This window comes from Coleofasciculus chthonoplastes PCC 7420 (assembly GCF_000155555.1).
GTDB lineage: Bacteria > Cyanobacteriota > Cyanobacteriia > Cyanobacteriales > Coleofasciculaceae > Coleofasciculus > Coleofasciculus chthonoplastes_A.
Genome location: NZ_DS989863.1, coordinates 1 through 14,688 on the forward strand (window position 1 = coordinate 1; position 14,688 = coordinate 14,688).

General features: G+C 46.6%; 6 protein-coding genes. 3 read left to right on the forward strand and 3 right to left on the reverse strand.

The genetic code is table 11. The annotated features are described in order from the left end of the window. Positions 1-133: 133 nt before the first annotated feature. Together MC7420_RS35700 and MC7420_RS26055 are read right to left on the reverse strand one after the other, a co-directional pair. Complete coding sequence (locus MC7420_RS35700; protein ID WP_232231788.1) at positions 134-5,143, reverse strand: two-partner secretion domain-containing protein; 5,010 nt, start codon at positions 5,141-5,143, stop codon at positions 134-136. A gap of 520 nt (positions 5,144-5,663) precedes the next feature. After that, positions 5,664-6,881 (reverse strand): DUF790 family protein, encoded by a 1,218-nt coding sequence (locus MC7420_RS26055; protein ID WP_006104285.1) that lies wholly within the window; start codon positions 6,879-6,881, stop codon positions 5,664-5,666. A 100-nt stretch (positions 6,882-6,981) separates the two neighbouring features. On the opposite strand from MC7420_RS26055, the gene MC7420_RS26060 reads away from it, so the two are divergent. Next, a complete protein-coding gene (locus MC7420_RS26060; RefSeq protein WP_006104222.1) occupies positions 6,982-7,953 on the forward strand; it encodes a tetratricopeptide repeat protein in 972 nt (323 codons plus the stop codon). 851 nt (positions 7,954-8,804) lie between these two features. Here MC7420_RS26060 and pckA read toward each other — a convergent pair. Further along, positions 8,805-10,472, reverse strand: coding sequence for a phosphoenolpyruvate carboxykinase (ATP) (gene pckA / locus MC7420_RS26065; protein ID WP_006104302.1), 1,668 nt, complete (start codon positions 10,470-10,472; stop codon positions 8,805-8,807). A gap of 1,093 nt (positions 10,473-11,565) precedes the next feature. On the opposite strand from pckA, the gene MC7420_RS26070 reads away from it, so the two are divergent. Both MC7420_RS26070 and MC7420_RS26075 read left to right on the forward strand, forming a co-directional pair. Further along, positions 11,566-13,266 (forward strand): glycosyltransferase family 39 protein, encoded by a 1,701-nt coding sequence (locus MC7420_RS26070; protein WP_006104237.1) that lies wholly within the window; start codon positions 11,566-11,568, stop codon positions 13,264-13,266. 140 nt (positions 13,267-13,406) lie between these two features. Beyond that, positions 13,407-14,615, forward strand: a complete 1,209-nt coding sequence (locus tag MC7420_RS26075; protein WP_006104234.1) for a glycosyltransferase — start codon at positions 13,407-13,409, stop codon at positions 14,613-14,615. The last annotated feature ends 73 nt before the right edge of the window (positions 14,616-14,688 follow it).

The following is a 14,688-nucleotide window of genomic DNA, read 5'->3' on the forward strand; positions in this document are numbered from 1 at the left end:
AATGTACTATTGCTTCCCCTAGAAGGGCGGGTTTATTTAAGTTATCAGTTGTTGCCATAAGTTATCTGTAAAACCCGCCCCTACACCCCCTGCTTCCCCTGCTTCCCCTGCTTCCCCTGCTCCCCCGGCTACATTAGCGCCCTCCCTGACAGGATACTTGAGGTTGCCATGCTCCCTGGGAATTGGCGGTTGGTACATTGGCGACGAGGGTAACGTTACCTTGTTCGTCAATAATCCAGCCTTGGGCTTCTACGATGGGTTTGGGGGAAGCGGGGGGAGTTGGGTTTGGGGTTGGCTGGGTGGCGGTGCTGTTGATGGGTGTGCCTAAATCGGCTAGCGGTTGTTCTGGGGTGAGGATATCGGTGGGGCTAGGGGGGAGTCCGTCGCGTCCAGTTACGGTAAATTCATTCTTACCGCTTCCAGTTGGGGAGCAGGTTTGGTCGAGTTGGGGGGCGGCGGTGTCGGTGGGGAGTTCGATTAATCCTTGGCTGGGATCAATCACCACGGAATTGATGGTGATTTGACCTGGGGCACCAAACTGGGAACTGGCATCTATATCATTGGTGCGGTTACCGTCTATAGCTTTCCGTTCTTTGATGCCGTAAATACCAAGGGGGGCGGTGATGGTGATGTTGCCGCCAGTACCCTGGTCGGCTTTAGCAATGATATCGCTGCCGTTTCTGTTGGATGGTAGGGCAAAGAGAATGCCATGGTTGGCGGTTAGGTTAATTTTGACGTTACCGCCATTGGCATCGTCAAAGGCTTCGGCAGAGATGAGGCTTTCGTTTTCTAGGCGCAACCAATCTGTGAGATTCAGGGTGATGTTGGCGCCTTGTCCCTTTCCTCTGGTTTCTGCTGTGATTTCTCCATTGTTTAAGAAGAGAGTCTCGGCGTTAATCATGACATTGCCAGCGTTACCTCCATCCCCAGTTGCCTGTGCTGATATACGGCTGTTGTTGAGGGTAACTGAAGCAGCAGGATTTTCTCCATCTCCATCATTGACGCTGACGCTACCAGCTTGACCCGTTTGTGTGGAAGCCGATATCTCACTGTCATTGCTAAGGGATAGGCTTGTCAAACCTTGTAAGGTGACGTCTCCGCCCTCATTTCCTGAGACATTACTAGCTGAGATTTCGGCATCATTGTCTAAACTTAGTCGAGAGGTGTTGAAAGTGACACTGCCAGCATTACCTCCATCCCCAGTTGCCTGGGCTAGCACTCCACCTTGCTCTGTTCCCTCAAAATTAAAGATGCCGTCGAGGGTGACTTCATCCGCAGTAATCTCGACATTACCTGCCTTGCCTGTATTGGTAGATGAGGAAATGCGGCTGTTATTCACCTGTAGAGTGTTCAGTTCTCGTAGGAAGATATTACCTTGCTCTGCTGTACTTGTTCCACTATCCGTTTCGGCTGTGATTTGTCCGCCGCTATTGAGGGTAACACCACTAGCGGTGATATCGACATTACCGGCGTTACCATTCTTGGTTGCTTCTGCGGCTAAGCGACTATTACCACTCAATGCGATAGTGCCTCCTGAAGCTTCGACTGAAACATTGCCTCCAGTACCACTTTCAGTGGAAGCGGATATTTCACTGCCGTTGCGTAATTGTAGAAATGATAGATTCTGTAGTTTAATATTGCCACCACTACCTTCCTCTGTGGTTGCCGTGAGCTTGGCTTGGTCATCCAAAAGCACCGAAGGGGCATTAACTGTGAGGGTTCCTGCTATTCCCTCGCCCGTGCTGCTGACGGTGGCTTGGGCATCATTGAGAGTTAATTGCTGAGTGTTAATAGTTACGCTGCCAGCGTTACCTTCCGCTTTCTGTTCGACAGCACTAGAAATTTGACTTTGCTGTCCCAACTCAACCCTGCCGTTTTCAGCATTAATTGTCACATCACCTGCATTTCCTGTCGCACCTGCATTAACTGACGCAGAGATGCTACCTCGATCTGTAATTGAAAGATTTCCGGCGTTAATCTTAATTTCGCTCCTTTGATCAGAGGGGACGTTGGCTCCAGCCTCCACGCTGGTGGAGATTTGACCTCCTCCTAAGGAGACCTCACCTTCAGCCGTAATTAATACATTTCCTGCTCTACCTGTACCGCTAGTTGTCGCATTAAGTTGAGAACTAGTAAGCGACAGCGAACCTGTCTTGATACCAATACTTCCACCTTCACCTGAGCCAGCCGTCGTGCCCAAAAGGGTACTACTTGTAATCGAAGTATTGCCAGTTGCTCTCAGGTTGATTTCCCCTGCGGGTAAGCTTCGGGTGACCTCATCGACATTATCTGTGACTTTATTTGTAGTTGTTACCTGGCTGTTATTGATCGCGATCGCTTGAGGACGGATACCTGTATTGTTGTCATAATCCTCAGTGGAACTATACCCAACAAAAATGCGTCCATAATTTCCATCTGCCGAGATTGCGCTTTGATTGGCAATTGAGAGTTCATCACGAGCATTGATAAATATATCGGCAGCAAAGTCAGAACCCTCATTTTTAGCACTCACTGTAGCCTGATTCAGTACCACTGAACCCTGCGTAGCCTCAATCTGAATCGTTCCATAGCCGTCTACATTGTTCTGGCTATCACTGGTAACTCGGCTATTCTGAATTGAGAGCTGATTTATAGCACTTAAGGTAATCTCGCCAGGGGCAGACTCAGTACTATTACTGTCAGCTTTCACCACGGCATTATTACGCATCTCAATAATTCCGGCTTCCACTGTAATAGTGCCAGCAGCATCCTTGGCATCGCCTAAGTTGACAGCACTAGAGATTGTACTGTTATCTAGAAGTACCTGATCTCCATCAATCTGAATATTGCCTGCTTGTCCTTTACTGCTGGTATCACTGCGAATTTGACTATAATTATTGAACGTGACTAGACTAGGGCTATAGATTCTGACATCCCCAGCGGAGCCGCTGCCTTGGGTGTCACTATTAATCTGACTATTGTTGAATGTGAGATTTCCTGTACTGGTAACAGTGACATTTCCCGAAGAGCCTTTCTGACCAACTTCAAATTCAATTGGTTTATCGTTTAAAAAAATCCTAATAGGCTGGGATCTGCTGGTAGTAATGTTTGTATGGGTGAGCGATAAATCTCCAAAGCCTCTTACCTCAACATTGCCAGCGTCTGCACCAGAAGAGATGGACAATATCTCTAGATTGCTCACAGTGTTTTGAGCTTCTATAGTAACGTTGCCACCATTTTTTGCAGATTTTTCTTCTTGTTCAGAGACGGAGAAGGTATCCATAAATAAACGGTTACTTCCTAGAATATTTCCCTCTTTTGCACTGAGAGAAATTGCTCCACCAGCCCCACTATTTCCTTTTTTAGAGTAAGAAAATGACCCAAATGAGCGTATTTCAACAATCTGAATGTTGCCATTAGTAGCAAAGAGGGTGATAGCTCCTCCATTCCCACTATTGCCTGACTGTGAGTATGAGTACGAGAACAAAATATTCTCAATAGTAATGTCATTAGCAGCAGAGAGGGTGATGTTTCCCCCATTCCCACTATTGCCTGACAATGAGGACGAGTCTGAGAAAAAAGTCTTTTTGGTTGTAATGTTGCCATTGGTAGCAGAGAGAGTGATGGCTCCCCCATTCCCACTATCATTCCCACTATTGTCTGACAATGAGTACGAGTACGAGTACAAAGTGCCTGTAGTGGTAATGTTGCCATTGGTAGTAGAGAGAGTAATGTCTCCCCCATCCCCACTATCATTCTTACTATCGCGTGACGACGAGTAGGAGTTCAAATTGCCTGTAGTGATATCCCCACGAGCATCAATTGTTATGGAACCACCATCCCCCCTAAAACTGCTCGTATAAATGTTGCCAACTATAATATCCCCTCCTGCCAATGCAGAATTAGGCTGATACTGATTGGTTAAAAAGACTGTTCCTCCATCATTTTTGATTTCACCGTCAACTCGGATATCGGCACTCGTCCCCGTTCCCTCCGTATCAGGAACACTAGGATAGAAAGTACCCGTCACGCCAGGAGTCCCGAACGCAGTCGTTCCCGCCCGAATATCCAGCGTAGGTTTCGTCTTACCGTCAATTTCTACTACTGTTGTCCCATCAGAGAGGGTAACTGTCTCCTGAATTCCATTAATAGCGTCTGCACCAGTAATTGTGATACCACCTTTAACCGTGACGCTACCACCCGCAAAAATATGTAAGGAAGCCCCCGTATAACTATCAAAACTGACATCCCCACTCGCCCGAATCACTGGATCATTAGGGCTTGACAAACTCCCCAGACTACTATCCAACTGCTCAATCCGAAAACTCCCCCCACTCCAGTAATGAGCATCACCTCCCACAGTATTCGCACTCCGCAACACCATATCCCCACCGGAAAACAAGCCACTATCAGGATGATTCAAGGCAAAAATATCAACTGTCTCATTCCCCTGCACAATCAATTCACCACCCGCCTTAGCAATGAACGGATTACTCACACTATCTCGAATCTCTACGGTATCCGTTGCCAACAGGGTTAAATCCCTCCCCGCTTCCAACTGCCCCGACAACGTGAGACGATTCCCGACTAAACTAAAATCTTGCCCTACCCTTAAATTTCCCTGATTAATAATCTCGGCTTGAGGCTGACTCACCCCATACTGCAACCCCGGAGTAACATTAATCGTCAACAACGGCGGCGCTTCGGGATTCGTCGCACTAAAACTACTCCCATCCGAGAAATTAAACCCATTTCCCGTCGAAGCCACAAAGGAACCCGCCACATCCAGCCGCGCATTCGGTCCAAACACAATCCCATTGGGATTCACTAAAAATAAATTAGCATTTCCCAATACCCCCAACGTCCCCAAAATAGTCGAGCCATTCCCCCCCGTCACCCGACTTAGGATATTCTCAATCCCCCCAGGATTAGCAAAATAAACCTGTTGTCCGTCTAATACGTTAAACTCAGTAAAGCTGTGGAACAAATTGACCCCTCGCGCTGCTCCACCCTCAATCCGATCAATCTCTACACCTTCGATAAAGCGAGACCCTTCACTCCCCAAGGTAGCATCCGGGATAATCTGAGCCGACACTGGGTTAAACCAGATACCAACGCCCAGCTTAATCACTAACCCACTGACCAGACAAAACCGCATACTCATCCTAGTTAAACTCATCAGAGCCATAAATTGATTGATTAATTAGCAGCCGTATGTAGCGATAGAACTGGAGAATGAAGCAATTGAGGCATTTCTGCTTCAACCCAATATGGCACTCCTGATAAGCTTGAACTCGTCTACGTTAACGCCGTGAATGTCTCTAAGCTGTTCGGCATTTAAACCATAATGTCAAGAATTGCGAAATCCTTGTAGTGCGTTAAGCGAAGCCATGCCGCAGGCTTTGCATCTTGCTCGCTACCCATTCCCAATTTCAATGCGTGACAGCTTAAACTATACACATCTAATAGCGATCCATGCACCCGTTGTTCTTAATTGTTCCTTCTCGCTGTCCCCAAGCAGCTAACTTGGGTTTGAAATTTTCCTCGCTTTCAATTATTATAATCATCCTTTTCCAGATATAGGGATATTCCCGATTTCCATGGGTAGAGACGCGCCATGGCGCGTCTCTACATCAATGATATGACACCAATGCACGTCGGTGCGCCCCTACGGTGATCACCGTTCATTGATCTAAAACTTCCAATACCGCCTTGGGTGATAATTTATCCTTAAACCAAATAATCTGGGCAGGCACACGTTCCAGCTTAACCCCAGCTTTATCCAAATTAAGTCGCTCAGAAATTGCCAAAATTAAATTATCACAAGCCGCCCGCCGGACTTGAGAAAATTTCTTTTGCAGGTAGTCGGGACGCCAAAACCCAACAATTTCTAACAACATATCTCGCCCGTCGGGATGCACCAACCGAAAATCAGGAATCATCACACTCCCCGGAATCGGAATCAGATCCACTTCTCGCTCCAATATCCACTCTGTTTTCAGCGAGTCCCAACGGTTGGCAAAGGATGCCTCAATCATACTGTCGTAAGGCTTACCCGGGGGATAATGAGTGACCAACCCACACTTATCATTGAGGCAAAATCGTCCGGATTTCCACGTTCCCGTGTAGGGATCACGCATTTGTAACGTGGCTTTTAGACTCCAACGAGTAACATGGAGTAGAGCCGGAATCAGTTTCGCGATCGCGAGTCCATAGCGGGTACTGGTTTTAAATAAACTGGCAGGTCCATCAATAGTAATCGTAAACCCGTGATCCGCATCGCCTTCAATATAAGTCATTAAGCCAAATAACTTTAAATAACGAAACAGTAGTTTATATTCCCCCGGTACATTCCGATGAGCATTGAGAACCATCTCAGAGGCTTTGTAGAAAATCCCCTGGACTTGAGATAAGTTGTAACGGTGCAGCAAGGCTTCCGGCGCGGGATCATCAAACTGGGTGAGAATCCGATTTTCCGGCAAATCCGCATAAAGCCCTGTTCTAATTTGCGACGGTAGCACCTCTTGGTGTAATTCTTGAGTAAGCGTACTACTGAGGGTTTCCAGAGTCGCTTCCGTAGCGGCGCGACAGGGGAGGGATTGAGCAGATAGGGTAAAAACCCGTTGTCGCAGTTCTTTTGGTTCCAGGGGACTAACAATTTCAAAGGTACTGAAGTTATTTTTGAGCAGATGTGCTAGTCCCCGTTTGAGGCGATAATCAGGACTATCCCCTTCTAATTCAGAAAGCTGGCTCTTGAGTTGACCTTGGGTATGACCCACCGCCTCCCGGAAACAGGTGATTAAATCCGTGGCGATATCACAGGTTCGTGGGTTAATCGGCAACCGCTTGGGGATGATCTGTTCCCCATTTTGTCGATAAATTAGCAGTGGTGTGGGTAACATGAGCTATTTGTCTTATGTCAGTGGTCATTAGTCTTATGTCTTATGTCATTGATTATTAGTCACCACTTCACTATCCGTTACATAATTTCAAGACTAAACTATGAGTACAACATTATCGATGAGGCAGACACCTGCCCATACTATCTACAGAGTGCTAGAGTGCAGACCTGATAGCTATAGAGATTGGTTAAATCAAGGGCATGGATTGCGCGATGAAGGACGCTATGAAGAGGCACTGACCAGCTATAATCGGGCTTTAGACTACAAGCCCCATGATTTTTGGGCGCTGTACTGGCGAGCCGATGTTTTAGATGCATTGGGACAGTACTCGGAAGCGTTAAGCAGTTATGACCAAGCTTTAGCCGAAAAGCCCACCGATTACTGGAGTTGGTGTCAACGCGCCACGGTACTGCGAGAATTACAACGCTACGAAGACGCGATCGCCAGTTATGATCACGCCCTGGATACTCGACCCGATGACTATTGGGCTTGGTACAATCGAGGACGGGTAGCGCTAGAAGATTTGGATTGGTACAAGGAAGCGATTACCTCCTTTGAGGAAGCCCTGAAGCTTCGACCAACCGATTACTGGAGTTGGTATCGCTTAGGTGACGCCCAGCGGCATTTGGCACGGTATGGAGAGGCAATTGCCAGTTATGAAAAAGCCTTAGAAACCCAACCCGATGATTATTGGGCATGGTACCGACGGGGAGATTCCCTGCGACGATGGGGATGCTTAGAAGACGCCTTAGCTAGCTATGATCGGGCGTTGGAAATCAAACCCACTGATCCCTGGAGTTGGTATCAGCGCGGGGAAGTTTTGCGGAAACTGGGTCGATATCCCGAAGCTGTGGCGAGTTATGACCAAGTATTAGCCTCTGATCCAGACGACGAATACGCCTGGTACAATCAAGCCTGCTGCTATGCCTTACTGGGAAATCAGGAGGGTGCGATCGCGAGTTTACAAGCAGCGATTCGCCTGAATCCAAGTGAATATCTCTTAGCCCAAACTGACTCAGATTTTGATCATCTACGGGGACATGAGCCGTTTGCCGCGTTGCTCAAGGGGTGATGGGATGATGGGGTGATGGGGTGATGGAGCAATTTAAAACTCAACCGATAAATCGAAAAGTTATCGTTATGGGATTGGTCATGGTTCATGGTTCATAGTTCATGGTTCATTGGTCATTTAGGAGCGATCCGCAGCGCATCAATGTCCATGTAGGGGCGACCCGCTTGCATTAATTCTCAACGGTAGTCCACTCAATCCGATCGGGTCGCCCTATGTCCGAAGGTGCAAGCGATCGCGTAAACTATCATGGTTCATGATTGATGTTTCATTGGTCATCCTCTCCCCCCAGCCTAGTCTCAAGGGGCGGGTAAGACAGATAAAAAGGAGACAGGGTGTAGGGTGTGGGGTATGGGGTTATGGGGTATGGGTAAATTCACTCCTGTTAACAATCTCTTGGACAGACTTGGAGAGCATCAAGAGCCTCATTTTTTTTATCCCGAAGATCGCATCTACCCTCCTACTCCATCTCCCTTGCCGGATTGCCTGTTCGGTCATGTTTTGTGATAATCTAGTGAAGTCTAGTCCTTCTATGTGCCCCAGCGCTCTCTCACGCTAGGGTTTCCTCAACTGTTGAAGGCAGTCGCGTCTCTACATGCTTCCCCTAGAGGAGTATGTCACTGTAGTTATCGGTTTTTTCCCAAACATTATCGCTAAAGCCTGCCCCTGAAGATAATAATGACCTTAGAAATGACCTTAGAAATGTAGAGACGTAGCATGCTACGTCTCTACACGATTATTGGTTTGCTTCAGTTGACACCAATGACAGCTAGGCATCCTTACCCGTTCAGGTTCTTGTCCGCAACAACCCTACAGTAATCAGTAAAGGTTGTTACGGGAAGACATCGAAACAGTTACTCAAAAACAGGTGCTGCTTCCTTCACTTCACGCGGCGCATTGGGAAACTTCTTGAAGTTTTCCACAAATCGTTTCGCCAAATCCTTCGCTTGTGTCTCGTAGGCTTGGGGATCACTCCAGGTGTTTTGGGGATCGAGAATGCTGCTGTCAACACCGGGAACTGATTTTGGCACTAAGATCTTGAAGATGGGATGGTGATAGTATTGCACCTTTTCCAACTCGCCACTCAACGCCGCCGCAACCATGGCGCGACTGTCTTGAATCCGGATACGTGTGCCAACGCCGTAAGGTCCACCTGTCCATCCTGTATTGACTAAATAGACATTAGCGTCGTATTTGACCAGTCGCTCAAATAACATCTCGCCGTAGACTGTTGGCGACAGAGGAAGGAACGGTTGACCGAAACAAGCGGAGAATGTGGCTTGGGGTTCCGTAATTCCCCGTTCTGTACCTGCCAGTTTGCTGGTGTAACCTGACATGAAGTGGAAAATTGCCTGATTATTAGTCAGCTTGGTAATCGGGGGTAATACACCAAAAGCATCAGCGGTGAGAAAAATGACGGTTCCGGGATGACCACCGATACCCGGAATGACACAATTGGGAATATAATCGACCGGATACGCGACTCGTGTGTTTTCAGTGAGGCGACCATCATCATAGTTGGGAATGCGGGTTTCTGGGTCAAGCATCACGTTTTCCATCATTGACCCGAAGCGAATCGCTGACCAAATCTGGGGTTCATTCGTCCGCGACAGCCGAATGGTTTTGGCGTAGCAGCCTCCCTCAAAGTTAAAGACACCCCGTTCTGACCATCCATGTTCGTCATCCCCAATTAGATGCCGTGTGGGATCAGCTGATAAGGTGGTTTTTCCTGTACCCGAAAGCCCAAAGAATAACGCGGTGTTCCCTTTTTTGTCCATGTTGGCGGAACAATGCATGGGCAGGACATCGCGCTTCGTCATCAGATAATTCATGAATGAGAATGCCGATTTTTTGATTTCACCGGCATAGCGCGAACCGCCAATCAAAACCAGCCGTTTGGCAAAGCTGACGACAATAAAGGCTTCACTATGGATACCATTAATTTCTGGGTCTCCCTGTAAACCAGGAATCGCAATGATGGTTAATTCGTGGTTATGGGTATTCAGTTCTTCTGGAGTGGGGCGGAGGAACATTTGATGGGCAAACAAATTTTGCGAGGCGAGTTCGTTAATAACTCGTACACCCAGGCGGTATTGCGGATCAACGCCGACATACCCATCAAAGATAAACAGATCTCTGCCTTGCAAATAAGCCAACATCTGTTTATAGAGTAAGTCAAATTTTTCCTGTGATATGGGAACATTGACTTTATTCCAGTTCACTTCCTCATGCAGCCCTGGCTCATCAACGATGAATTTATCCGCAGGAGAACGTCCAGTGTATTTCCCTGTCTCTACACAAAGAGCGCCATTGGCAGCGAGAACGCCTTCATGCCGTTTTAGGGCTTCTTCAATAAGCTGGGGAACCGGGAGATTGTGATACAGATGACCAAGGTTCCTTAATCCCAGAGATTCGAGTCCATAACTCCCATCATTCATGTGAGGATTGACTTCAGATAATGTTTGATAGACGTGGTTCAACGTTTTCAGTTCAGATTCCAATTCGTAAGTATTTTCGTTCATATCAGCACCTTCTACACTCTATAAGCGTGAACTTGCGTTTGCCATAAGAAATATTTCCTAGGTTTATTTGTATCAGAAAAATCGTGTTGTATTTTACGAATTCACAATTATTTAAATTAGTTAATATTTTTTGTTTACTTTTTGTAAATATAAATGAGCATCAGTCTTCTTCCTGCTTAAATCCTAAAATTTGTCAAGCTTAAATGGTGCAAATGTCAACTTTTAATGACAATTCAGCTTGGCTAATTATCGGGAATATATTATGCTGGCAAGAGGTATAATACACTATTGTCGGAACAGATCAATGTTCCTTGGTTTATCATGGTTGATAAACTTAGCGGCAACGACGCTATACGGCTCGACCCAAAATCCTCCTAAATGGTAACATTCGCTACTTATAAGTAGGTGAGGACAATTAAAGTTAACGGCGTAAATCGTCATTAGTCATTGGTCATTTGTCATTTGTAAGGGTTTGAGGAACATTCACAGAACTTAACATAGTTCGGTTTATTTCCACCGACCTACTTACCTCCCTTTTATGACGAGGGGCGGGTTTTGCTGAGAGGTTATCGGTAGGATTCCAACATTAAATGGCTAAACCCGCCCCTACAATTAACAAACTAGTTGATCATCTAAAGATACAAATAGATTCTGTCTCTACAGGACACTTTAAATCAGCAAGTGGATTACCCATTAGGGATAGTCCAGAAATAATTTAGAACTATTGAACTATTGATGAGTTTGGCTAAACGATACTCAAAGTTGTAACAGGGTTTTTACCCAACGCGCTTGCTCAAGGGAACCGGGAGGCGAAGCATCTGGTGAGATTCTGACGCTCGTTCCTCGCTATAGCTTCGCTTTTCCTAGACATGATAGAACGCAACTTTGGTATCACTCATCCCCCTACCAACTCGGTTTCAAGACTTCCCGTGAAAAGTCAGCTAGGGGAGAAGGCGATCGCACGATAAACTCTCTGGGAGGATGTGTTGCACTCCCGCCTTTTTCGTCAAGATTAATGTAGCTAAAGAAAAATACCGCCAAATGATCGATTAAACTGGCAAAGAACCTACTCTTGTGTCTATCGCCCTCTCTGATGAGCCGAAGTTTTCCCCTCTCTAAACTCTCCCGGACATTTTCTTGGGCATTACTGATCGCGATCGCGATCGCAGTCCTGTTAAGACTCGTTAACTTAAGTCACCGAGAATTTTGGTACGACGAGGTGTTGTCCCTGCTGCTGTCTACGGGTCAAAAAACGTCCTATTCCACGCCGAAGGAGTTGCCGGTTACCTTAGCTGACTATACCCCATTACTGAGTTTACCTGTAGAAAACGGTATTGGTGCTATCCCAGCCACTTTAAAAAAGTTACTCCAAGGATTAGCTGGTGAACCCCATCCGCCTCTATTTTTTCTGGGTCAACATCTTTGGTTACGACTGTTCGGTAATGGGGTAGCGGCTACGCGCAGCTTAAACGTTTTCTTTAGTATCGGTGCAATCGGTAGCGCTTATGGTTTAGGTCGTCGTTTGCTGGGTCATCAAGGCGGTTTGTTATTGGCGGCTCTTTTAGGCACTAATGCTTATTATCTCTTTCACTCGCTCAATGTCCGCATGTATGGTCCACTATTGTTGTGGGTGATTCTTAGTGCTTGGGCGGCGCTGGAATTGATTGAACCCAAAAGGCTAACGGTTCCAGATAAAGAATACAAGGATGGTGAGGGATCAAGTTTCTATACTAAACTCTTATGGAATCTAGTCTTCATTGGCTCAATCGCCGCAGGTTTCCTGACTTTTTATTACTTCGCCTTTTTTATTGTCGCTCTGGCTGTCTTAGTCTTATGGTTAGATCGGCAACATTGGTGGCAACACGGACTCCGGTTTGTGGCGGGGATCATATTAATGATTCCTTGGGTGTTATGGGGAACCCGACAACAACTACGAAATGCTGATTTAGAGCGGTTTGGCGGGACTCAAACCTGGATGGAAACCGTAGGGAAACACCTCGAAGGAGTGACGCAAACCCTAGGTATTCATTTAGTGTTAGGAGATTGGGTTACCAGTTTACCCCTTGTCAGTGCTACTATCGCTGGGATAGGCGCGATCGCACTCTTGGTTGTCTGTAGTATCAGGCTATGGCGTCAGCATCACTACAGGGTTTTGGGTGTGGCGTTACTATTGGGGATTTTTCCCCTTGTCCTGGCGTTAATGGTGGATATCCTCAAAGGTCAATTTACCGTTGGTTTTGGCTGGGGGCGATCGATGATCTTTATTTTACCCGGATGCTTGCTCTTAATCGCCGCCTGGATTGAGCGGACAATGGGAAAATGGCGACCCCTCGCCGCCGCGATAGTGTTAGGGTTCTATCTAGTGATCAGTATCGGGGATTTCACATTACGCGATCGCCGGATGTTCCATCAAATTGCCGACATCATTGAGCAAGAACCGACAACTCCTACCTTAATCGCTATGAATTCTCAGGCTTGGGGTCACGTCCTCCGTTTAGCCTATTATATTCCCCCAGATTTGCCCGTCACCTTACTGGCGCAACCTCCCGCGAAACTGGCTCCGGTATTAGAGAAAACCTTGAATACTCAAACGGGTAATTTTTCTCGTGTACTCTGGTTAGATAGCGGTGATCCGATATGGTCAAAGCCCAAAACAGAAGCCGAAAAACTGACGTTTCAACAAAACATCCAGACCACTTTAAAGCCTCAATACCAGTTGGTAGAAACCCAGCCACTGGTGGGAACAATGGAAGAAGACCAATTCACTGTTCACCTCTATCAACGTTCTCAATAAGTCGGTGAGAAAGATGAAAGTTAATGGATTTGATCGTCTTATGTCTTATGTTATACTCGCTCCTGCAAAGAAGCAAACTACGTCATACTCGCTGCACGAAATGCAATAAAGCTGCTTAAATCAAACGTTAAAAACAGCTAATGAATGTCAATCCCCCGAATTCCCTGCTTCCTGTTCCGTCCGGTTCCTTTGTGGTTCCGGATGTAACTACTGTCTTAGCGACAACAAAAGAAGGTCACTTACAGTTTTCCCTAATTATTCCCACGTACAAAGAAGCGAAGAATATTCCCCAGATTGTCGAGCAATTGAGCCGATTACTCGATTCCCAATTAGCGGGAGACTATGAACTGATTGTCGTCGATGACAATAGTCCAGATGAAACCTGGAAAGTGGCGATGGAACTCACGGCGGATTATCCTCAGCTACAAGTCATGCGGCGGATTGACGAACGGGGACTCTCTACCGCTGTGATCCGAGGATGGCAAGTGGCGCGGGGAGAGGTTTTGGGGGTAATTGATGCGGATCTCCAGCATCCCCCCGAACTGTTATTACAGCTATGGAGTGAGATCCAACGGGGTGCAGATTTAGCCGTTGCAAGTCGCCATGTTGAAGGTGGTGGTGTGAGTGATTGGAGTATTATCCGCCGCTTTTTATCCCGTGGCGCTCAAACGATTGGCTTAATCCTCTTACCGGGAGTCATCGGGCGGGTTTCTGACCCCATGAGTGGTTATTTTATGGTACGCCGTCAATGTTTAGTCGGTCGTCCTCTGAGTCCCCTGGGTTACAAAATTTTAATTGAAGTCTTGGGTCGAGGGAAAGTTCCTTGGATTGGGGAAGTGGGGTATGTGTTTCAAGAGCGTCAAGCGGGGGAAAGTAAGGTTACGTGGAAACAGTATGTAGAGTATTTGCAACACTTACTACGCTTACGTTTATCCTTGGGTCCTATTGGTCGATTTATTCGCTTTGGTGTAGTCGGTTTCAGTGGCGTATTTGTGGATATGGGGATATTTTATCTGCTGCGAGAGCAAGCGGGATTGGGATTAACCCGCAGTGCGATTCTGTCAGCTGAAGTCGCGATTCTCAATAATTTCTTGTGGAATGATTTATGGACGTTTGGCGATATTTCTCGACATCAACGGGGATGGCGTCAGCGACTGGAGCGATTTTTAAAGTTCAATTTAGTCTGTTTAGCCGGACTCATTCTCAATGTGTTACTGGTGAATTTGTTGTTTAATGTCTTTGGCATCAATGAATATGTTTCTAAGTTAATTGCAATCGCGGCGGTGACGGTGTGGAATTTCTGGATAAATCTTAAGCTGAGTTGGCGCGTCACAGATGTGCGACGATAATATCATTCATCTGTTCAATATTCTGGAAACTGACTTTGATATTGGTTTTCGGGGAGAAACTGAGCCGAGCGCA